Here is a 20,117-nt window from a genome sequence, read left to right as displayed (position 1 = left end):
TAACCCGGCGTGGCCCAACAGCAAGCCCTGCGTTATCAGCTTGATAACGCAGGGCTTGCTGTTGGGCCACGCCGGGGCTGCCTAGCGGCCCCGGCGGCCATCGCCACCGCGCTGGCCACCACCGGGGTTGCCGCCGCCGCGCTGGCCGCCATCACCACCGCGCTGGCCGCCGCCGGGGTTGCCCCCACCGCCGCGCTGGCCGCCGCCATAGCTGGGCTGGCCACCCGGCTGGCCCTGGCCACCATAGTTGGGTTGGCGGCCGGGCTGGCCCCCGCGGTTGCCTTCTGTGCCACGGCCCTGGGGTGTGGCGTAACCCCCACGCGGGTCACGGCCGTGGTCGTTGTCGAAGCCCCCGCGGTTGCCGCCGTAGTTGCCGCCGCGGTTATTGTTGAAGCCACCCCGGTTGCCGCCGTAGCCGCCACGGTCGTAACCATATACCCGGCCCGCGCCGTACTCGTGGCCATTGTAGCGGCCGCCGGCACCGTAGCCCCCGCCCCGATAAACGGTTACGTATTGGGGGTAGCGCTGGCGATATACGCCGATGTTGAGCCAGGGCTGGGCACCGCGGTAACTCACTACCGGCACTGGGTGAAAGTAATAAGGGTCGTAGCCGTCGAGGTAAGGCACCTGTATCCACTGCTGGCCATCAAACACGATGTAGGCGCCGTTGTAGATATCGTAATACCCGTCAATCTCCGGGATGTAGTAGTATTGCGTGCCCTGCTGCACGGGCGGGCCCCACGGGGGAATGCCAATATTAACCCCCACGCTTACTTGCGCTTGCGCGGTGGTGGGGACGGCAAACGCCAGGCCAGTGCCGAGCGTGAAAGCAAGAAAACGAAGGCGGAATTTCATGATTGACAGGAAAAAGGGAAAGTGAATTTCTAAGTAGGATAAGTGCAAGTAGAATGCCGGGTTTTAACCGCTGGCGTCCCTACCCCCTACTTTACGGCCAGGCTGGCCAAATGTATCGACCAACGTCAGTAAGAAGTTGCCGCTCAAAAGGAAGCCCCGCCCAATGGGCGAGGCTTGGGCCAGTGGGCGAAGCGGCGCTAGCGCACCCGGCGCGCTACCACGCGGCCCCGGCGGTTAACCTTCTCGCGCACTACTACCGGGCGGCGGTTCACTACCCGCTGCTGCACCACTACCGGGCGGTAGTAACGGGCGTGGTGGTCGCGGTACTGCTGCCAGGGCTCGCGGCCGCGGTAGTCTACTACTACCGGGTGAAAGTTGGCCGTGTTGTAGCCGGGCACAGTGGCCATCGTCATCCAGCGGCCGTTGCGCTGCACCACGTAGTTGCGAGCGGCCAGGTTGTAGTAGCCGTCAATCTCCGGCACGTAGTAGTACTGCGCGCCGGCCGGAGCGGCCGGGCCCCAGGCCGGGTGGCCAAACTGGGCGTTGATGCTCACCTGGGCCTGGGCGGCCGGAGCGGCCAGGGCGGCGAAAGCGGCGAATACAAAAGCGAAAATCTGCGGGCGGTAGTTCATGGTTGAAAAGGGGAAAAGAGTTGAACAGGATACTCTCAACAAGGCAAACGGGGTGCCTGAAAAGGGATAGATTCGATGTGCGCCCCGGTTTTGCAGACCAACCCGCCCATTACGCCGACCAGCCTGCGGCACCCCATAAAGCCAAAAAAAGCGCTCCGGAGTGGGGGCGCTTTTTTTGGTTAAGAGCTATGGGCCAGCCTAGTGGTGGCCTTTGCCGTGGCCTTTGCCATGCTTGCCGTGGTCGTCATGGTCATCGTCGTGCTTGTCGTATTTGTAGCCCTTGCCGTACAGCTTCTTGGCCTGGCCGGGGGGTAGGCCGTGGGGGTTGCCGCCGCGGTTATACGTCCAGGGCTCGGCGCCGCGGTACTCGATATACTGCGGGTGGAAGTTGCGCGAGTCGTAGCCCTCCAGGCGCTCGTAGCGGGCCCACTTGCCGTTGCGTTGCACGAGGTAGCGGCGGGCCGGCACGTCATAGTAGGCATTGGCCTCCGGAATGTAGTAATACTGGGCGTTGGCCGGGGCGCCTACCACCACGGGCGGGCCAGTGTTGATATTGATGTTGACCTGCGCCTGGGCGGGCGCGGCCACGAAAGCCAGCGCGCTCAGCAGGCCAAGCGAGGCGGTTTTTTGGAGGAAATTCATGGGCGAAAGAATAAGTTACCCCACCGCGTTGGCAAGGACGGTGCCAGGAACCGGGTAGGGTAGGCGTATACGCTCCGGCTCAGCTTTTGGCTTTGCGGAAGAGGTAGCGGGTCACCGATACGTCCTTGTCGGTGGGCAGCGTAGCCGGGGCTACCTGAATAAGCTCCCAGCCGGCCGATGATAGTTCGCCCAGGCTTTGGGTAAGAACTTCATTGTTGCGGCGTAGCTGGTCGAGGCGAGAGCCGGGGCTAAAGGCCGCTACAGCATCTAGCTGAATCTCGGTGCGGCCATTGAAAGCTGGGGCAATGAGCAGCTTTGACAGGCTTTTGGCCGTCGACTCAACCATCGTAACGGTCAGAAAATCATAGGACCTAGCCAGGCTAGGCGCGAGCAGCTGGGCCGCGGCGGGCCGGCTGCCCAGCGCCAGCAGCAGGCCCATAAGCAAGGTGCGCCACGGGCGAAGGCAGAAAAGGAAATGCATAGACTTGAGGAAAAGGGGAGGGAAGGAAAAGCAGCCCAAAAATGCCTGGGGCCCCCGGCCCGGTAAAGAAAGGGGAAAAGCGCCGCACCAAACATCGCCTAAGCTTGTTAGCATCAATCGGCCCGCTGGCAGGGGGTAGGGAAGAAAATTTGGTTTTCACCCCATCCCCGCCGGCCCATTTCCGTACCTTTGCTCGTTCCTCCGATTTGCCCGCATGGCTAAAAAAACGGCTACCGCTCCCGTGGCTCCCGCCCCGAAAAAACCGAAAGCAGCTCCCAAAAAAGCCGCTAAGCCAGCCGCCGACGCGGCCGAAATTCTGACCGCTGCTCCCGCTTCGGAATTAGTAGAAGCCGCTGAGAAGCAAGTACCTGACTTGCGGCACGACCTGCCCGTGGGTAGCCAGCCGGCCCCCGCTGGCTTGGCCGTAGCCGAGGCCCACCAGATGCCCAATTTCCTACCCCCCCTCGCCGCCGGCAAGCCGCCGGGCGCCGAGGCCGAGGCGCCCTACATTGAGGTGTACGGCGCCCGCGAGCACAACCTGAAGAACGTGTCGGTGAAGATTCCGCGCGGCAAGCTGGTGGTGTTCACGGGTATTTCGGGCTCGGGCAAGTCAAGCCTGGCCTTCGATACCATCTACGCCGAGGGCCAGCGGCGCTATATGGAGACGTTTTCGGCCTACGCGCGCTCCTTCATGGGCGGGCTGGAGCGGCCGAATGTGGATAAGATTGAGGGCCTGTCGCCGGTTATCAGCATCGAGCAAAAGACGACCTCGCGCAACCCGCGCTCCACGGTGGGCACCATCACCGAGATATACGACTTCCTGCGCCTGCTCTACGCCCGCACCGCCGAGGCCTACAGCTACGCCACCGGCAAGAAGATGATTCGGCAGAGCGACGACCAGATTATCAACTACATCCTGCGGCATTTTGATAGCAAAAAGCTGGTGGTCCTCGCGCCCGTGGTGAAGGGTAGGAAGGGCCACTACCGCGAAGATTTTCAGAAAATCGCCAAGCTGGGCTTCGCCAAAGTGCGCGTCGATGGCGAGATTCTCGACATCACGCCCAAGATGCAGGTGGACCGCTACAAGATTCACGACATCGAAATCGTGATTGACCGGCTCGTGGTGAAGGAGGAGGACCGGTTTCGCCTGTCGGGCTCAGTGCAGAACGCGCTGACCCACGGCAAGGGCACCATGCTGGTGCTCGACCCCGACGCCAAGGGCACCAAGGCCGCGCCGCAGTTCTTCTCGCGTTTCCTCATGGACCCCGAAACCGGTATCGCCTACGACGACCCTGCACCTAACACGTTCAGCTTTAACTCGCCCTACGGCGCCTGCCCGCACTGCGCCGGCCTGGGCGAAGTGCAGCAAATCACGGAGGAAACCGTTATCCCCGACCCCAAGCTGACCATCAGCCGCGGGGCCATCGCGCCGCTGGGCGAGTACCGCGACATCTGGATTTTTCAGCAGCTCCAGCTCATCCTCAAAAAGCACAAGGCCAGCCTAAATACGCCCGTCGAGAAGCTCGACCTCGAGCTGCTCAAGCGCCTGCTCCACGGCATCTCGCAGGACGAGGCTGATGATGCCAAAGCCCTGTACACCGAGCCATTTGAAGGAATTATTCCCTTCCTGCGCCGCCAGATGGAATCCGATTCCGACTCCATTCGGGAGTGGATTCAGCAGTACACCCAGGCCCAGACCTGCCCGGTGTGCGATGGCTACCGCCTCAAAAAGGAAAGCCTGCACTTCAAGCTGGCCGACCACCACATTGGCGAGCTGTCGGTAATGGATATCAACGAGTTATCGGCTTGGTTTGTGGGCTTGGAGGACCGCCTGAGTGAGCGCCAGAACCTCATTGCCCGCGAGTTGCTGAAGGAAATCCGCAAGCGCATCGGCTTTTTGCTGGAAGTGGGTCTGGACTACCTGAGCCTGCACCGCTCGGTGCGCACGCTCAGCGGCGGTGAGAGCCAGCGCATTCGACTCGCCACCCAGATTGGCACCCAGCTCGTGGGCGTGCTCTACATCATGGACGAGCCCAGCATCGGCCTGCACCAACGTGACAACGAACGCCTAATCAAAGCCTTGCAGCACCTGCGCGACATCGGCAACTCCGTTATTGTGGTGGAGCACGACAAGGACATGATTATGCACGCCGACCACGTGCTCGACATCGGCCCCGGCGCGGGCATTCACGGCGGCCACATCGTGGCCGAAGGCACGCCCGAAGCCATCTTCAACTCGGGCTCGCTCACTTCCGATTACCTCAGCGGCAAGCGCAATATCGAGCTGCGCAAAAAGAAGCGCGAGGGCGAGGGTAGCTTTCTGGTGCTGAAGGGCGCCAAGGGCCACAACCTTAAAAACGTCACGGCCAAATTCCCGCTCGGCAAGCTCATCGCCGTGACGGGGGTAAGCGGCTCGGGCAAGTCGTCGCTCATCCACGATACGCTGTATCCCATTCTGAACCAGCACTTTTTCAATGCCCACCGCGAGCCACTGGCCTACGGCAGCCTTGAAGGCTTGGAGCTGATTGACAAGGTGATTGAGGTGGACCAGTCGCCCATTGGTCGCACGCCGCGCTCAAACCCGGCTACGTACACGGGCGTGTTCACCGAAATCCGCCAGCTATTTGCCGAGATGGCGGAGGCCAAAATCCGCGGCTACGGGCCGGGCCGCTTCTCGTTCAATGTGAAGGGCGGGCGCTGCGAAACCTGCGAGGGCGCTGGCATCCGCACCATTGAGATGAACTTCCTGCCCGACGTGCACGTGCCCTGCGAAACCTGCAAAGGCCGCCGCTACAACCGCGAAACCCTGGAGGTGCGCTTCAAGGGCAAGTCCATTACCGATATTCTTGATATGACGGTGGAAAAGGCGGTGGAGTTCTTCGAGTTTCAGCCGCGCATCCTGCGCAAAATCAAGACCTTGGCCGACGTGGGCCTGGGCTACCTCACGCTGGGCCAGCAGGCCACCACGCTCAGCGGCGGCGAGGCCCAGCGCGTGAAACTCGCCACCGAGCTCAGTAAAAAGGACACCGGCAAGACCTTCTACATCCTCGACGAGCCCACCACCGGCCTGCACTTCGAGGACATTCGCCACCTGGCCGACGTGCTGCACAAACTCGCCGACAAGGGCAATACCGTCCTCATCATCGAGCACAACCTGGACCTGATAAAAGTAGCCGACCACGTTATCGACATTGGCCCCGAGGGTGGCGCGGGTGGCGGCAACATCGTGGCCCAGGGTACACCCGAGCAGGTAGCCAAAAGCGGCAAAGGCCATACCAGCCGCTTCCTGGCTGAGGAGCTGAAAACGAGCGTGTACGCCACTAGTAAGGTCGAGTAGCTGCTTAAGACCGGTTCAAGCTGCCAGTAAAAAGCCCCCTACTCCGAACGACTGGGGTAGGGGGCTTTCTGTTAATCAGAAAACTTTTCCTTGGTAAAGTCAAAAAAAGCGAATAGCTTAGCCGCCAATACTTTTCTCTTCGGCTCATGCTCAAAACGCTACTCTTCCCCGCGCTACTCAGTATTGCCATCTTCACGGCGCCACCCAAGGGAACTCGTTGGGTAGGGAACGCAAATAATGGCCCGGAAAAAAACAAAATCAGTTTCGTAGTGTCGCCCGATGGTCAGCAGCTGCTGGCCCTGACCTTCAACGGAATCTGGCAGGGTAGGGACCAGCTGGCGCCTGCCACCGGCCTGGCTACTAATGCCCTGCGCATTGCCAATGGCAAAGTGAGCGGCGTGCTGCTCGCCTCGCCCACCAGCCGCCCCCGGCGCTTCGAGCTGCTCGGCGACTTTGCGCGGGCCGCCACGGCCGCTACCACGTTTCGCATGAACCTCACCGAGCCCGGCGGTACTACCCGCGAGCTATGCTGGACGGCCACGCCTCTGCGTTAATTAGCTGATAGGCAAAGTAGTGTGGGCGTAAGGTCAAGCTGCGCCGATGGGTAGCCGCCTACCCCTCTCCGTAGCACCCAAGCCCCAAAAAGCCGCTTCCGAAAGCTCGGAAGCGGCCTGGCTTGGCGCGGGGGCCAACTACTCGTACACAAACCGAACCTCTTGCTGGATTTCCGGGTTCAGGCTCAGAGCCACGGGGCAGGTATGCGCCGTCCGTTCCATCAGGGCCCGGTCGGCGGGGCTGAGGGAGGCGGGCAGGTGCAGCCCTACGTTCAACTGCGCAATGCGGCGGGGCGGCTCCTGGCTCATGATTTTTTCCATCGTAAACGAGCTGCCTACCAAGTCTAGCTGGTGGCGCTCGGCCACGATGGCCATAGTGGTAAGCATGCAGGTGCCTAGGGCAGTGCCCACGAGGTCAGTCGGCGAAAACGCTTCGCCGCGCCCGTGGTTATCAACGGGGGCATCGGTCTGAATAACAGTACTCGAAGCCGTGTGCGTAGCTTCGGTGCGCAGGTGGCCCTCGTAGCGGGCAGTGGCGGTGGTGTGGGGCGTACTCATACTACAAAGCTACCCCGGCGGCGTTAGCATTGCGCCCGGTGGTAAATGCCATCGGCGCAGGTATTTTTGACTTCTCTATGAACAAGACGCACGTCATTGCCACTGCCTGCCTGCTGCTGGGCCTGGCTGGTACCGGGCAGGTTTGGGCCCAAGCGCCCGCTACCGCTACCCCCCCGCCCACGGGCCCGGTGCGCCCGCCCGCGCCGCTGGCCATGCCTTCCGATGAGCAGTCGTACCGCCGCGAAACGGTGTACGGTATCAACTTCAACACCCAAGGCGGCCTCATTGGAGGCGCTAGCGTGCGGGTGGCAACGGTGCTCGACGAGCGCTGGCTGCGCTTCTGGAGCCTGGAGGGCGTCTCGTTTAAGAACCCCAAGGAGGAGAGCGTGACCAACCCGTACACCGGCGGCACCTTTAAACTCTACAAGGCCAACTACGCCTTTGCGCTGCGGCCATCCATTGGTATTCAGCGCATTCTGTTTCGCAAGGCGGCCGATGCCGGCGTGCAGGTGAACGGCTTGCTGAGCGCCGGCCCGTCCATTGGCCTGCTCATGCCCTATTATATCAGCTACGACTACACGGCGGCGCAAAACAATGCCTTTGGGCCCAACGACAATATTATTGACGAGGCTTACGACCCGGTAAAGCACGCGCAGCAGGTTTTTATCTACGACCGGGCGCCGATTTTTAGCGGTATTTCCCAGCTCAAGGTGGTGCCGGGTGCCCACGTGCGCGGGGCGCTCAGCTTCGAGTATGGCCGCTACCGCGATGCCGTGGCCGGCGCTGAGGTCGGCTTCCTACTGGAAGTGTATACCAAAGAGCTGCTGATGCTGAACCCGCCCGCCCCGGCCGACGTGAACAGCCTCAACCGGCAGTTCTTCCCCTCGGTGTACCTCACGCTCTACCTGGGCCACCGCAGCTAATGCTTAATTTTGAATTATGAAGTAGAAATTATGAATGGAGTGGGGCGATGCACTTGATTCTTATTTCCTGGCTAATCAATTCATAATTCATACCTTATAATTCGTAATTCGAAAAGATGGATACTTTGCTGCTCACGCTTCCCATTATTCAGGCCGAGCCGCTGGCGCCGCCTACCCCCGCCCGCCCGCGCAAGCCCGATTGGCTGCGCGTGAAGCTGCCCATCGGCCCCGACTACGCCGCCGTACGCAAGCTGGTGGACGAGCACAAGCTGCACACCATCTGCGAGTCGGGCAACTGCCCCAACATGGGCGAGTGCTGGGGCGCGGGCACGGCCACGTTTATGATACTTGGCAATGTGTGCACGCGCTCGTGCTCGTTTTGCGCCGTGGCCACCGGCCGCCCCTCCGAGCTGGACCTCGACGAGCCACGCCGCGTGGCTGAGGCCATCAGCCTCATGAAGGTGAAGCACGCCGTCATTACCAGCGTGAACCGCGACGAGCTCAAGGACCGCGGTGCCAGCGTGTGGCGCGATACGGTGGTGTTCACCAAAGAATTGAGCCCCGAAACGACCATCGAAACGCTCATCCCCGACGTGAAAGCCAACTGGGAGGCGCTCGACGTGATGATTTCGGGCGGCCAGGAGGTGATTTCGCACAACATGGAAACTGTAGGCAGCCTCTACCGCCTCGTGCGCCCACAGGGCAAGTACGACCGCAGCCTGGAGCAAATCCGGCGCACCAAGCTGCAAGGGCACCGCACCAAGTCGGGCATCATGCTGGGCCTGGGCGAAAAGGCCGATGAAGTGCACCAGGCGATGGATGACCTCGTGGCCAACGGCCTCGATATCCTGACCCTCGGCCAGTACCTGCAGCCCACCAAGCGCCACCTCGAAGTGGCCGAGTTCGTGCACCCCGACACCTTCGCCGCCTACAAAGAAGAAGGCCTGCGCCGCGGCCTCAAGTATGTAGAAAGCGGCCCGCTGGTGCGCAGCAGCTACCACGCCGAGCGCCACGTGAACGTGCCGATTTAAGGGGGCAGGAAAAGTCTAGACAGCAAAAAGCCCCGTCAACCTGACGGGGCTTTTTGCTGCTTAACATGCTTAACAAGGGGGGTAGGGACCTTGCTTAGCGAATAGCCTGGCGGCGCTGATTGGGGTTATCCATGGGCGGATAGTTGCTCAGCACGCTGTTGACGATGCGGTAGGTTTCGGCTTCCGAAATGCTGTTCTGGTCGAGCTGGGCCTGGCCGGTGCCGCGCCAGGCAAGCTCCTTGCGGCGGGCATCCACGATGTCGATAACGACCGTGCCGGCCTTGTAGTTGTACGAGCGCCCACCGTATGGGTAGCCGCCGAAGCCGCCGTACCCGTAGCCGCCGTACCCGTAGCCGTAGGGGCTATACGGATAGCCGCCAGCCGTTTGCTGCTTGTTCTCGACGCGCACGCTGTAGGCCACGTACACATCGGGCTCGCCGGTGGCAGGCATCAGACCTTTGGTAGCCAGGTCCTTAGCCACGGCGTCGCGGATGCGCTGGTCCGTGAACGACTCATAGCCGCGGGCAGGGCCGCCCTCGGTATCGCTGGCTTGCTTGGGGTACCAGGCCCAGGTGTGGTAGTTGCGGAAATTGACGGCGTGGTCAAAATCGCTGGATACGCCCACGTTGGCCGACGTGGCGCAGGATACTACGCCGAAGGTCAAGGCAAGACCCGTGACCGCCAAAGCGGCCGGACGGGCCAGAAGATGAGTGATGCGGTTCATAAGGTTAAAAACTAGGGGAATACTACCTGTTATCGGTAGTACTAAGCTAACGCTGGCGACAAAGGCAATGTTCCAAAATTAGTAGGCAAGCCGACTAGTTTACTTAGTCAATCGCCCAATACGCCAAACGCCCGGCCGAGTCGCTTTCGCGTGCTCAACCGGGCGTTTTTTCGGGAGGTAACGCGGACTTTCAGTCCGCGTTACCTCGCATTAATAAGACGGGCCTTTATCGGCCGGGACCATCTGCTCTACTTCGTCGGCGTATTCTTCCAGCGGGGTGCACGAGCAGATAAGGTTGCGGTCGCCGTAGGCCGAGTCGATGCGGCTCACGCTGGGCCAGAACTTGGCGTTGCGTACATAGGGTAAGGGGTACACGGCCTGCTCGCGCGAGTAGGGGCGCACCCAGTCGTGCACGAGCACGGTAGCGGCGGTGTGCGGCGCGTGCTTCAGCACATTGTCCTTGGCATCGGCGCGGCCTTCCTCCACTTCGGTGATTTCCTTACGGATGGCAATCATGGCCTCGCAGAAGCGGTCCAGCTCCTCCTTGCTTTCGCTCTCAGTGGGCTCAATCATGAGCGTGCCCGCTACCGGGAAGCTCACCGTGGGCGCGTGGAAACCGTAGTCCATCAGGCGCTTGGCAATATCCTCGACCTCGATGCCGGCCTTTTTGAAGTGGCGGCAGTCCAGAATCATCTCGTGGGCGCAGCGGCCCTGCGCGCCGGTGTAGAGCACGGGGTAGTGCGCCTCCAGGCGAGCCTTGATGTAGTTGGCGTTCAGAATGGCTATTTCCGTAGCCCGCGTGATGCCGTCGCCGCCCATCATAGAGATGTAAGCGTAGCTGATGGGCAGGATGCTGGCCGAGCCCCACGGCGCTGCCGAAACTGCGCCGCTCGTGCGGCCTTCCACCGGTATTACCACGTGGCCGGGCAGGTAAGGCTCCAGGTCGGCCACTACGCCGATGGGGCCTACCCCTGGTCCGCCGCCGCCGTGCGGGATGCAGAACGTTTTGTGCAGGTTGAGGTGGCACACGTCGGCGCCGATGGCGGCCGGCGAGGTGAGGCCCACCTGGGCGTTCATATTGGCGCCGTCCATGTACACCCGGCCGCCGGCCTGGTGAATGAGCTCGCAGATTTCGATAATCGTCTCCTCGTACACGCCGTGGGTCGAGGGATAGGTGACCATGAGGCAGCTGAGGCGGTCGGCGTGCTGCGCGATTTTGGCGCGCAGGTCGTCCATGTCCACGTTGCCGTCGTCGGTGCTTTTCACCACCACTACCTGCATGCCGGCCATTACGGCCGAGGCGGGGTTGGTGCCGTGGGCCGAGGCCGGAATGAGCGCCACCGTGCGGTGGTTGTCGCCGCGGCTCAGGTGGTAGCCCCGGATGGCCAGCAGGCCGGCGTACTCGCCCTGCGCGCCCGAGTTGGGCTGCAGGCTCACGGCCGCAAAGCCGGTTACCTCGCACAGCCAGGCTTGCAGGTCGCGGATAATCTGCTGGTAGCCCACCGTTTGGTCGGCGGGGGCAAAGGGGTGCAGCTGGCCGATTTCGGGCCAGGTCACGGGTATCATCTCGGCCGTGGCATTCAGCTTCATGGTGCACGAGCCCAGCGGAATCATGCTGTGCGCGAGGCTCAGGTCCTTGTTTTCGAGCTGCTTCATGTAGCGCAGTAGCTCGTGCTCGGCGTGGTGCGTGTTGAAGACCGGGTGCGTGAGGTACTCGCTGGTGCGCTGCAGGCTGTCGGGCCAGGTCAGGGTCAGGTCGGCGTCGAGGGTAGGGGCGGCGGGGGTAGCAACTTCCTTGCCCAGCACTTTGGCGAAGATGTCCACGATGTCGCGCACGTCGTCAATCTCCACGTTCTGGTGCAGGCTGATGCCCACCAGCGTGTCCTCGTAATAGCGGAAGTTGATGCCCGCGCTTTCGGCCTCTTTCTTAATGGCTTGCTGCATCTCATGGCTTTCCATGCGCAGGCTCAGCGTGTCGAAGTAGTGGCTGTTAAGCTGCTCCACGCCCAGCGCTTTCAGCTCGGCTTCCAGAATCTGGGCGAATAAATGCGTGTTCACGGCAAACTGCCGGATGCCCTTCGGCCCGTGGTACACGGCAAACATGCCGGCCAGCACGCTCAGCAGCACCTGCGCGGTGCAGATGTTGGAAGTAGCTTTTTCGCGCCGAATGTGCTGCTCGCGGGTTTGCAGGGCCATGCGGTAGGCCTTGTTGCCGGCCGCGTCCACGCTCTGCCCGATGATGCGGCCGGGGATGATGCGCTTAAACTGGTCTTTGCACGAGAAAAAGCCCGCGTGCGGCCCGCCAAAGCCCATCGGCACGCCAAAGCGCTGCGACGAGCCCACCACCACGTCGGCGCCCAGCTCGCCGGGCGAAGTCAGCAGCGTGAGAGCCAGCAGGTCGGCGGCCATTACTACGAACAGGTTGTTGGTCTGTGCGTTGGCGATAAATTCTTTATAGTCAAAAATCGTCCCGTTGGCGCCGGGGTACTGCACCATCACGCCGAAGAAAGCCTCGTCGCTGAGGTCGGCCGTGCGGTGGTCGCCGATTACCAGCTCAATGCCCAGCGGCGTGGCGCGGGTGCGCAGCACGTCAATCGTCTGGGGCAGCACCTGCTCCGACACGAAAAACTTGGTGGCGTTTTTCTTCTTGGTTTGCGAGTGCAGCATGTGCAGCGCCTCGGCGGCGGCGGTGGCCTCGTCGAGCAGGCTGGCGTTGGCGATGGGCAGGCCGGTGAGGTCAATTATCAGGGTTTGATAATTGATGAGCGCCTCCAGGCGACCCTGGGCGATTTCGGCCTGGTAGGGCGTGTAGGCGGTGTACCAGCCGGGGTTTTCCAGGATGTTGCGCTGGATAACGGGGGGTAGGGTGGTATCGTGGTAGCCGAGGCCGATGTAGCTCTTATACACCTTGTTCTGGCCGGCAATCTGCTTGAAGCGCTTCAGAAACTGGCGCTCGCTGAGGGCTGGTGGCAGGGCCAGCGCCTGGGGCAGGCGAATGGCGGCGGGCACCGTTTCGGCGATGAGCTGGGCCATATCCGCTGCCCCGATGGCGTGCAGCATGGCTTGCTGGCTGGCGCTATCGGGGGCGTTGTGGCGGGTTTCAAACACGTCGGCGGGCTTGAATTTAAACGACATACACGTGGGCTGGAGTAGGGGAGAAGGAGGCGACTTTTTCCTTAACAAAGGTAAGCCCGGTTTGGTCGGGGGTAGGGGCGTAGTTTTGGGGCATTACTACCAAGCTTTTTGGTTAAAAGAACGTCATGCTGAGCTTGCCGAAGCATCTCTACCGCTTCATTAAACGGTGCGGCTGAAGCGGTAGAGATGCTTCGGCAAGCTCAGCATGACGTTCTTTTAAGTCCTTGCCCTCCTATGCCCCACCCCACCCTCCTCGGCCTGCTGCGCGAAGGCCGCACCCCACCCGACCGCCGCGTGGCCCTCACGCCCAAAAAGTGCGTGGAGCTGCAAGATGCCTACCCCGGCCTGCGCGTGCGGGTGCAGCCCAGCCCCACCCGCGCCTTTTCAGACCAGGAATACCGCGACCTCGGCCTGGAGGTGCAGGAGGATATGACGCCCTGCGACGTGCTGCTGGGCGTGAAGGAGGTGCCCGTGGAGTGGCTGCTGGCCGGCAAGACGTACTTCTTCTTCTCGCACACCATCAAGCAGCAGCCCCGCAACCGCGTGCTGCTGCAAACCATTCTGCAAAAGGATATTACGCTCATCGACTACGAGCTGCTGACCAACGCGGCCGGCGAGCGTGTGGTGGCCTTTGGGCACTGGGCGGGCATCGTGGGGGCCTATAACGGGCTGCTCACCTACGGCCTCAAGCACGGGCTTTTTGCCCTGAAGCCGGCCTGGCAGTGCGTGGACATGGAGGATATGGAGGAAGAGTTTTTCAAGGTGAAGCGCCTACCCCCCATCAAGATTGCCATCACCGGCTCGGGCCGCGTGGCGCAGGGCGCGCTGGAGGTGCTGGGCCGCATGGGCATCCGGCGGGTGAGCGTGTACGACTACCTCTACCTCGATTTCAACGAGCCGGTGTACACCCAATTGCGCAGCTCGGACTACAACCGCCGCCGCGACGGCCGGGTGTGGGACACGGCCAATTTTCACCACGAGCCGGCGGCCTACGAATCGACCTTTGCTAAGTACGTGCCCGTGACCGACCTGCTCATTGCCTGCGCCTACTGGGACCCGGCCGCCCCGCGCCTCTTCACTGAGGCCGATGCGCAAAGTCCTGACTTCAAAATAGATACCGTTGCCGACGTGACTTGCGACGTGAACGGCTCCATTCCGCTCACCCAGCGCAGCACCACTATCGAGGAGCCGGCCTTCGACTACGACCCGGCCACCGGCGCGCTGGTGGCGCCTTATTCGCAACCCAACACTATTACGGTGATGGCCGTGGACAACCTGCCCTGCGAGTTGCCCCGCAACGCCAGCCGCGACTTCAGCCGGCAGCTGCTCGACCAGGTGCTACCCCCCCTTGTGGCCGGCGACCCGGCCGGCGTGCTGGCGCGGGCCACCATTGCGGCGGGCGGGCGGCTACAACCCCGCTTCGCTTACCTCGCCGATTACGTGGCGTAAGCTTAGGGCCGGCGGGTGGCGCCAACCAGCTCGGGCAGCAGCATAACCACGCCCGTAGGATTGATTTTCTTGAGCATCCCGTTGCCCGTGTCGGTCACGTAAACCACGCCGGCGCGGTCTATGGCAATGCCCGAAGGGTAATTGAAGCCGCTGGCTATCGTCGTAACGGTACCCGCGGCGTCGATGCGCTGCACGCGGTTGTTGTAGGTGTCGGCCACGTACACCGCACCGTTGGCGCCCACGGCCAGGCCGCGGGGCTTATTGAACTCCCCACCGGCCACCGGCGATACTTCACCAAGAGAATTTATTTTGATGATGCTATTGATTTCGGTATCAGTTACGTACACCGTGCCGTCGGTGGCCAGGGCCACGCTGCTGGGCTTGTGCAGGCCCGTGGCCAGCGACTGCAACCGGCCCGTAAGGCTCAGCCTAAAGACGGCCCCGCTGCCCGGCTCGCGGCCCGCATCGGCGATGTAGAGTGCGCCGTCGGCCCCCAGTGCCAGGCCCGCCGGATACACGAGGCCCCGGCTGGCCAGCCGCGATACCTCGCCGCCCAGCCCGATGCGCACGATGCTATGGTTGCCGGCATCGGCCACGTAGGCCGTGCCATCGGGGGCCAGGGCTACCCCGGTGGGATATACCAGGCTGCCCGCGCCCAGCCGGGTCACTTCGCCGGTCGGGCTTATTTTTTTCAGGATGGTGCTGTCGGTATCCACCACGTATACCGTGCCGTCAGGCGCCACGGCCACGCCGTCGGGGTAGCCAAATTTCTCCCCCGGCAGCGTGCAATGTGGGGCACGCGCCACTACGGGGCGGGTAGGCCCGTGGGGTAGGCCCACTGACAACCAGGCAGCAGCTAGTAAGGTGTTGGCAAGGAACATGAGTGTGGGGATGGGTGAGCAAGATACAGCACAAGGATACGCTTTGGTTTCTATTAGTTATTGGTTTTATTATAAAAAAAGTTAATAATGTGGCCCCGTTTAATAACTAAGCCGGGTTTTGACTGGATTTAACGGATATTTTCTGCATCTCCTACCCACCTTTGCCCCATGAACCTGAGCGCCCGCGCCACTACCCTCGAGCTGATGGATGACCTGTCGCTCGCCACCGATGAGCTGCGGCAAAACCTCGACGAGCTGGAAACCATCAATACCTGGCTCGGCGGCTACCGGCCGGTGCTGGCGGCGCTGGCCCGGCTGCGCCCGCGCTTCCCGGCCGGCCGCCCCCTGCGCCTGGCCGACCTCGGCAGCGGCGGCGGCGATACCCTGCGCCACGTGGCGCGTTGGGCCCGGCGGCAGGGGGTAGGGATGGCGCTGGCGGGCGTCGACGCCAATGCCTTCATGCTCGACTATGCCCGCGCCAAAAGCCTGGCCTACCCCGAAATCAGTTACCAGCAGGTCGACATCTTCAGCCCCGAATTTGCGGCCCAGCCCTATGATGTGCTCACGGCCAGCCTCTTCTGCCACCACTTCACCGATGCCGAGCTGGTGGACCTGCTGCGCCGCTGGCATCACCAGGCTAGCGTGGCCGTCGTCATTAACGACCTGCACCGCCACCCGCTGGCCTACTACAGTATCAAATATCTAACGCGCCTGTTCGGCGGCTCACGCCTGGTGCAAAACGATGCGCCGCTCTCGGTGGCCCGCGCCTTTTCGCGCCGCGACTGGCAGCGCCTGCTGGCTCAGGCGGGCATCACCGAGTATTCGTTGCGTTGGTGCTGGGCCTTTCGGTGGCAGGTGGTAGTAGCTGGCAGTGCTGGTGAGTAGACAATGGCTACTTCTCCCATTCTACAAAGACGTGGTTTTCACCCGCCAGCTCCACTTCAATAATGGCAGCGATAACCGACCAGTCGCCGCCTGCTAAGCCCGCGCCAATTGCGGGATAGCCAATCCGCTTTCCTGAAAAGTTCTTTTTTATTTGTCGAAATACTTGCCTGACGGCGTCATAATCGACTTTGCGGCCTGACCCACGCCAGTGGTATTGCGTGTAGGCGTTGAGTATTGTGAGCGGTTTGCCCTTGGTGGTTGCTTGGGCCACTGAATAGCTGCCCAACTTGTTTTTATCACCTGCGATGGTAGTCAGGTCGGCCTCATAGGCCGCGGGGAAAGCCTGCTTTACAGTCTTGGCAATGCCAGCGCCCATCGTGCAAAAGCAGTTGCAGCCGTGCACAAGTACATCGAACTCACCGGCAACAGCCTTTTGAATTAAATCTCCCTTTTCTGTTAGCATACGAGCGATGCAGTAAGCATTTCTGCGGCAATTTAAAGCTGCTGGCGCACAGTGGTTTTCGTGCCTTACCGGGCTTTCGCGCAGGGCATTAGTTCATACCCCCCTACGGCGTGGCCTGCACCTGCTTTTTCAAGCCGTCCAGGTTTTGGCGCGAGCCTTCGAGCTGCTGCTCAATGGCGGTGAGCTTGGCCTTGTCGGCTTCGATAACGGCCTTCTGGCGGTCTACCTCTGTCAACAACTCCTGCACTTTGCGGGCCTGGGTGGCCACCTCGGGGTTGCTGGAATTGAGGTCGTTGGCCACAGGTGCATTGTCAGACTGGCAACTGCTGAGAGCCAAGGCACTAAGCAGCCATAAGGCCGCCGCGGAGGGTAAAATACGCATAAGAAAAGAGGCTGGGTGGGGTAGCGGCCCGGCGAGAAGTCTGCTGAGGCAGGGCCGCCCGGCAAAGGGCCGCCTGCCTGATTAACGAAAAGGAATCCAATCTGTTGCCAGGTAGCATGGTTAACCTTGGCTGGCCCGGCGCCGCGCCACCAGCTAGCGGCCTCGAAGCAGTAACAGCTTCGCCGCCGCTACGCGCAAATCTTCAGCAGCATGGCTTCCATGGTGAGGCCCGGCCCGAAGGCGCAGCTGAGCACCGGGGCGCCGTTGTCGGCTGGGGTAGTGGCGGCCAGCAGTTCGCGCAGCACGAAGAGCACCGTGGCCGACGACATGTTGCCGTAGTCGCGCAGCACCTGGTAGGCGTATCGGTTATCGTCGCGGCTGAGGCCCAGCGCTTTCTCAATGGCCTCCAGTATTTTACGGCCGCCGGGGTGCAGGGCAAAGTGCCGGATATCCTCGCGGCGCACGGGCAAGTCCTGGAGCAAGTCGGCCGTGAGCTGCCCGATGCCGCGCTCAATCAGCGCCGGCACGTAGCCCGAAAGCGTCATCTCGAAGCCAAAGTCGCCGATATGCCAGGCCATGTCCTGCACGCCCTCGGGCGCCAGGCCGCAGTGAAAGGCTTGCAGCCCCAGGCAGGGGGTAGGGCCCGGCAGCGGCTGCCCCAGTACCAGGCAGGCCGCCGCCCCGTCGCTAAACAGCGCATTACTTATGAGGTGGTCGGGGTCGTGGCTTTTCTGAAAGTGCAGGGTGCACAGCTCCACGCTCACCACCAGCACCCGCGCGGCGGGGTTGGCCAGGCAAATGTCGTTGGCCAGGCGCAGCGCATTCACGGCCGCGTAGCAGCCCATGAAGTTGACGCACGTGCGGCGCACCGAGGGGGGTAGGGCCAGCGCCGCCACCAGCTCAATATCGAGCCCCGGCGCGTACATGCCCGTGCAGCTCACCGTGATGAGGTGCGTGATACTGTTGGCCTCAATGCCCGGCGCCTGGCGCAGCGAGTCGCGCACCGCCGCCAGGGCCAGGGGCAGGGCCTCGCGCCGGTAGGCCGCCATGCGCAGGCCCACGCTCGGAAACGGCTCCAGGCCCGGCGTGTTGGGAAAAAACTCGTAGGCGCCGTTGTCGCGGCCGTAGTCGGCCAGCACCGAGTGGCGGTGCTCGATGCCCGATACCCGGTACAGCGCCCGCAGCTTGCGCGTCCCGTCCGCGTCCAGTTCCAGCGCCTCCGCCATAAAACCGGCAATGGTGGGCTGGGTAAGGCGATGCGGGGGGGTAGCGGTGCCGATGGCACCCAGGTAACTGGGCATTGGGGGAAAATTAGAAGAGCAAGTTTACGCACTACCACCGCGCTGGGCGGGGAGTATCAAAAAAAGAGCCAACCAGCGCACGAAGCTGGTCGGCCTTTACATACGAAGGCGCGGCCCGATTGGCGGGCACTACTCTCTAGTACGGCGGGGTAGGCGGCGGGTTTTACCCAAACTCCGCGCCGTGCGTTTGCCGCATCAGCGTGCGCACGGCAGCGGGCCAGTACCGCAGGCTGCCTACCACCAGCTCGCTCAACACCGGCCCGCCAAACAGCCCCTGCACGGCCCGCCCCACTCGCAGGCGCGTACCAAACTGCCGCTGCCAGGCCCGCCCGTAGGCGGCCTCCAGGGCCGGCCGCGGCAGCTCGCCGCGCAAAAAACGGTCGGCCAGCGGGGCGGCCAGCGCCGCGCCGTGGATGGCCATTGCCATGCCATTGCCGCACAGCGGCGTGATAAGCCCGGCCGCGTCGCCCACCATCAGCAGGTGCTGCTCTACGGGCTGCTTGGGGGCAAAGGAAATCTCGTTGATAACCTCGGGCTGGGCGTATAAGCGCTCGCTATTGCGCAAGATATCAGCCAGCAAGGGGTTGCGGGCCAATACCTTGTGCTCCATCGCGGCAATGCTGCCGCCCGCTGCCTTCAGGTTGGTGCGCGTAGTGAGGTAGCAGAAGCACAGCTTGTCGTCTTCAATGGCCGAAATGCCCGCGTAGCCCTCCCGAAAGTTGTGCAGCTCAATCACGTCGCGCGCAAAGCCGGGCAGGCGCAGGTGGTGCTTCACACCAAGGTAGGGCGAGCGCTGGCTGAAAAACGGCCGCGCCAGCTGCCGGTCGAGGGCACTGCGCTTGCCGTAGGTGCCCAGCACCAGCGGGGCCAGCAGCTGGCGGCCATCGGCCAGGGCCACGCGGTGCTGGTCGGTGGCCGCGTCAAACGCCACATCGGCCACGGTCGCAAAGATAAATTCGACGCCTTTTGCCAGCGCTTTTTGGTATAAAAACTCGTCGAGCTGGTAGCGGCTTACCCCAAAGCCGCCCATATCGAGCGGGCTGGCCAGCGTGCGCCCGGCCGGCGATGACAGCCCAAACCGCCGGATGGCCGCCGGGGCCAGCGCCGCCGGGTCGGCCCCCAGCCGGCGTAGGTAGGGCAGCACCTCATTGCTCACGTACTCGCCACACACGCGGTGAAAGGGGTAGCGCCGCCGCTCCACCACCGCCACCTGGTGCCCCCGCCCGGCCAGGTCGAGCGCCACCGCCAGCCCCGCCAGCCCGCCACCCAACACTAAAACGCGGGCGCCAGGAAGATAATTAGAAGAATTGTCGGGTAAAATCACTGGTTAGCCGGCAAAAATCCCGGTATTAGACTAATCTAAGGTAATGCAACCCGCGAGCGGCCGTACTTTTGCGAAACCAAAACACAAGTTAGTCGTTAACTTTCATCCCACCCAGCTACTGTGTTCTGGTTGACAGGATTATGAAACAACCCTTACTATTTGCTATTCTTTGGCTGGCCAGCCTCAACCTGGCGTTTGCGGGTGTGCCGCCGGGGCCCACTGCGGCCGTCAACGGCCTCCACCAAACTATCGTTCGCCCTACCCTGGATGAGCATACGCTGGTAGTGTACCCCAACCCCAGCACGGGTATCGTGCACCTCACCATCAGCGGCCTCGAAGGGCGTAAGGTAGAAGTAACGGTGCTCAACGTGATTGGTACCATCATGTATCGCGAATCGCTTACGGAGCTAAACGAGCGCTTCACCAAAACGCTTGACCTGAGCCGTTTCGCCAATGGCCTGTACTATGTTAAGATAGAGGCCGATAATGCCAGCCAGCTCTGCAAACTCGTAATTCGGTAATAAGCTGGTCTACAGCTCACCGCTACCCCATAAAAAAAG

At 62.2% G+C, this 20,117-nt stretch carries 19 protein-coding genes; 7 read left to right on the top strand and 12 right to left on the bottom strand.

The window, feature by feature from the left end; all coding sequences use genetic code 11:
- Nucleotides 1-81 precede the first annotated feature (81 nt).
- The 4 genes from E4631_RS25940 to E4631_RS13945 form a co-directional block, all read right to left on the bottom strand.
- Nucleotides 82-855, bottom strand: a complete 774-nt coding sequence (locus E4631_RS25940) for a hypothetical protein (protein WP_166648221.1) — start codon at nucleotides 853-855, stop codon at nucleotides 82-84.
- A gap of 197 nt (nucleotides 856-1,052) precedes the next feature.
- On the bottom strand, nucleotides 1,053-1,487 hold the full coding sequence (locus tag E4631_RS13955; protein WP_133659310.1) for a hypothetical protein: 435 nt from the start codon (nucleotides 1,485-1,487) through the stop codon (nucleotides 1,053-1,055).
- A 198-nt stretch (nucleotides 1,488-1,685) separates the two neighbouring features.
- On the bottom strand, nucleotides 1,686-2,129 hold the full coding sequence (locus E4631_RS13950; RefSeq protein ID WP_133659309.1) for a hypothetical protein: 444 nt from the start codon (nucleotides 2,127-2,129) through the stop codon (nucleotides 1,686-1,688).
- Between the two features lie 79 nt (nucleotides 2,130-2,208).
- Nucleotides 2,209-2,610 (bottom strand): hypothetical protein, encoded by a 402-nt coding sequence (locus E4631_RS13945; RefSeq protein WP_133659308.1) that lies wholly within the window; start codon nucleotides 2,608-2,610, stop codon nucleotides 2,209-2,211.
- Nucleotides 2,611-2,824: 214 nt separating this feature from the next.
- Between E4631_RS13945 and uvrA the strand changes: the two genes are divergently transcribed.
- Together uvrA and E4631_RS13935 are read left to right on the top strand one after the other, a co-directional pair.
- Nucleotides 2,825-5,947 carry an excinuclease ABC subunit UvrA gene (gene uvrA / locus E4631_RS13940; protein WP_240734910.1) on the top strand — a complete coding sequence of 1,041 codons (3,123 nt, stop codon included), beginning with the start codon at nucleotides 2,825-2,827 and terminating at the stop codon, nucleotides 5,945-5,947.
- Between the two features lie 146 nt (nucleotides 5,948-6,093).
- A complete protein-coding gene (locus tag E4631_RS13935) occupies nucleotides 6,094-6,501 on the top strand; it encodes a hypothetical protein (protein WP_133659307.1) in 408 nt (135 codons plus the stop codon).
- Between the two features lie 138 nt (nucleotides 6,502-6,639).
- Here E4631_RS13935 and E4631_RS13930 read toward each other — a convergent pair whose 3' ends face one another.
- Complete coding sequence (locus tag E4631_RS13930; RefSeq protein ID WP_133659306.1) at nucleotides 6,640-7,059, bottom strand: OsmC family protein; 420 nt, start codon at nucleotides 7,057-7,059, stop codon at nucleotides 6,640-6,642.
- Between the two features lie 77 nt (nucleotides 7,060-7,136).
- On the opposite strand from E4631_RS13930, the gene E4631_RS13925 reads away from it, so the two are divergent.
- On the top strand, nucleotides 7,137-7,982 hold the full coding sequence (locus tag E4631_RS13925; protein WP_133659305.1) for a hypothetical protein: 846 nt from the start codon (nucleotides 7,137-7,139) through the stop codon (nucleotides 7,980-7,982).
- Between the two features lie 116 nt (nucleotides 7,983-8,098).
- Nucleotides 8,099-9,013 (top strand): lipoyl synthase, encoded by a 915-nt coding sequence (lipA, locus tag E4631_RS13920; RefSeq protein ID WP_133659304.1) that lies wholly within the window; start codon nucleotides 8,099-8,101, stop codon nucleotides 9,011-9,013.
- A 94-nt stretch (nucleotides 9,014-9,107) separates the two neighbouring features.
- Here the strand turns inward: lipA and E4631_RS13915 are convergent, their stop codons facing one another.
- Both E4631_RS13915 and gcvP read right to left on the bottom strand, forming a co-directional pair.
- Entirely contained in the window at nucleotides 9,108-9,737 is a 630-nt protein-coding gene (locus E4631_RS13915) for a DUF4136 domain-containing protein (RefSeq protein WP_133659303.1), read from the bottom strand.
- A gap of 210 nt (nucleotides 9,738-9,947) precedes the next feature.
- A complete protein-coding gene (gene gcvP / locus E4631_RS13910) occupies nucleotides 9,948-12,872 on the bottom strand; it encodes an aminomethyl-transferring glycine dehydrogenase (protein WP_133659302.1) in 2,925 nt (974 codons plus the stop codon).
- A 234-nt stretch (nucleotides 12,873-13,106) separates the two neighbouring features.
- Between gcvP and E4631_RS13905 the strand changes: the two genes are divergently transcribed.
- Nucleotides 13,107-14,321, top strand: a complete 1,215-nt coding sequence (locus E4631_RS13905) for an NAD(P)-dependent oxidoreductase (RefSeq protein WP_133659301.1) — start codon at nucleotides 13,107-13,109, stop codon at nucleotides 14,319-14,321.
- 2 nt (nucleotides 14,322-14,323) lie between these two features.
- Here E4631_RS13905 and E4631_RS13900 read toward each other — a convergent pair whose 3' ends face one another.
- Nucleotides 14,324-15,202: an NHL repeat-containing protein gene (locus tag E4631_RS13900; protein WP_133659300.1), complete on the bottom strand. Its 879-nt coding sequence runs from the start codon at nucleotides 15,200-15,202 to the stop codon at nucleotides 14,324-14,326.
- Nucleotides 15,203-15,370: 168 nt separating this feature from the next.
- Between E4631_RS13900 and E4631_RS13895 the strand changes: the two genes are divergently transcribed.
- The gene (locus E4631_RS13895) at nucleotides 15,371-16,087 is read left to right on the top strand and encodes a methyltransferase domain-containing protein (protein ID WP_240734908.1); all 717 of its coding nucleotides are present in this window, start codon (nucleotides 15,371-15,373) and stop codon (nucleotides 16,085-16,087) included.
- A gap of 7 nt (nucleotides 16,088-16,094) precedes the next feature.
- Here the strand turns inward: E4631_RS13895 and E4631_RS13890 are convergent, their stop codons facing one another.
- The 4 genes from E4631_RS13890 to E4631_RS13875 all read right to left on the bottom strand — a co-directional run bounded on the left by E4631_RS13890 (nucleotide 16,095) and on the right by E4631_RS13875 (nucleotide 19,557).
- Nucleotides 16,095-16,550 (bottom strand): macro domain-containing protein, encoded by a 456-nt coding sequence (locus E4631_RS13890; RefSeq protein WP_133659299.1) that lies wholly within the window; start codon nucleotides 16,548-16,550, stop codon nucleotides 16,095-16,097.
- Nucleotides 16,551-16,653: 103 nt separating this feature from the next.
- A complete protein-coding gene (locus E4631_RS13885; protein WP_133659298.1) occupies nucleotides 16,654-16,932 on the bottom strand; it encodes a hypothetical protein in 279 nt (92 codons plus the stop codon).
- Nucleotides 16,933-17,120: 188 nt separating this feature from the next.
- Entirely contained in the window at nucleotides 17,121-18,233 is a 1,113-nt protein-coding gene (locus E4631_RS13880) for a type III polyketide synthase (RefSeq protein ID WP_133659297.1), read from the bottom strand.
- A 163-nt stretch (nucleotides 18,234-18,396) separates the two neighbouring features.
- Complete coding sequence (locus tag E4631_RS13875; protein ID WP_240734906.1) at nucleotides 18,397-19,557, bottom strand: NAD(P)/FAD-dependent oxidoreductase; 1,161 nt, start codon at nucleotides 19,555-19,557, stop codon at nucleotides 18,397-18,399.
- 140 nt (nucleotides 19,558-19,697) lie between these two features.
- Between E4631_RS13875 and E4631_RS13870 the strand changes: the two genes are divergently transcribed.
- Nucleotides 19,698-20,078 (top strand): T9SS type A sorting domain-containing protein, encoded by a 381-nt coding sequence (locus E4631_RS13870; RefSeq protein WP_133659296.1) that lies wholly within the window; start codon nucleotides 19,698-19,700, stop codon nucleotides 20,076-20,078.
- The last annotated feature ends 39 nt before the right edge of the window (nucleotides 20,079-20,117 follow it).

Source organism: Hymenobacter sp. UV11 (assembly GCF_004684095.1).
Classification (GTDB): domain Bacteria; phylum Bacteroidota; class Bacteroidia; order Cytophagales; family Hymenobacteraceae; genus Hymenobacter.
Note: the sequence above shows the minus strand (reverse complement) of the source record. Positions and strands in the feature narration are given on the sequence as shown.

Coding starts and splice junctions, on each gene's coding strand:
- E4631_RS13900 (WP_133659300.1), bottom strand. CDS start 15,202: ATGTTCCTTGCCAACACCTTACTAGCTGCTGCCTGGTTGTCAGTGGGC.
- E4631_RS13915 (WP_133659303.1), bottom strand. CDS start 9,737: ATGAACCGCATCACTCATCTTCTGGCCCGTCCGGCCGCTTTGGCGGTC.
- E4631_RS13905 (WP_133659301.1), top strand. CDS start 13,107: ATGCCCCACCCCACCCTCCTCGGCCTGCTGCGCGAAGGCCGCACCCCA.
- E4631_RS13955 (WP_133659310.1), bottom strand. CDS start 1,487: ATGAACTACCGCCCGCAGATTTTCGCTTTTGTATTCGCCGCTTTCGCC.
- gcvP (WP_133659302.1), bottom strand. CDS start 12,872: ATGTCGTTTAAATTCAAGCCCGCCGACGTGTTTGAAACCCGCCACAAC.
- uvrA (WP_240734910.1), top strand. CDS start 2,825: ATGGCTAAAAAAACGGCTACCGCTCCCGTGGCTCCCGCCCCGAAAAAA.
- lipA (WP_133659304.1), top strand. CDS start 8,099: ATGGATACTTTGCTGCTCACGCTTCCCATTATTCAGGCCGAGCCGCTG.
- E4631_RS13885 (WP_133659298.1), bottom strand. CDS start 16,932: ATGCGTATTTTACCCTCCGCGGCGGCCTTATGGCTGCTTAGTGCCTTG.
- E4631_RS13935 (WP_133659307.1), top strand. CDS start 6,094: ATGCTCAAAACGCTACTCTTCCCCGCGCTACTCAGTATTGCCATCTTC.
- E4631_RS25940 (WP_166648221.1), bottom strand. CDS start 855: ATGAAATTCCGCCTTCGTTTTCTTGCTTTCACGCTCGGCACTGGCCTG.
- E4631_RS13890 (WP_133659299.1), bottom strand. CDS start 16,550: ATGCTAACAGAAAAGGGAGATTTAATTCAAAAGGCTGTTGCCGGTGAG.
- E4631_RS13870 (WP_133659296.1), top strand. CDS start 19,698: ATGAAACAACCCTTACTATTTGCTATTCTTTGGCTGGCCAGCCTCAAC.
- E4631_RS13895 (WP_240734908.1), top strand. CDS start 15,371: ATGAACCTGAGCGCCCGCGCCACTACCCTCGAGCTGATGGATGACCTG.
- E4631_RS13925 (WP_133659305.1), top strand. CDS start 7,137: ATGAACAAGACGCACGTCATTGCCACTGCCTGCCTGCTGCTGGGCCTG.
- E4631_RS13880 (WP_133659297.1), bottom strand. CDS start 18,233: ATGCCCAGTTACCTGGGTGCCATCGGCACCGCTACCCCCCCGCATCGC.
- E4631_RS13950 (WP_133659309.1), bottom strand. CDS start 2,129: ATGAATTTCCTCCAAAAAACCGCCTCGCTTGGCCTGCTGAGCGCGCTG.
- E4631_RS13930 (WP_133659306.1), bottom strand. CDS start 7,059: ATGAGTACGCCCCACACCACCGCCACTGCCCGCTACGAGGGCCACCTG.
- E4631_RS13945 (WP_133659308.1), bottom strand. CDS start 2,610: ATGCATTTCCTTTTCTGCCTTCGCCCGTGGCGCACCTTGCTTATGGGC.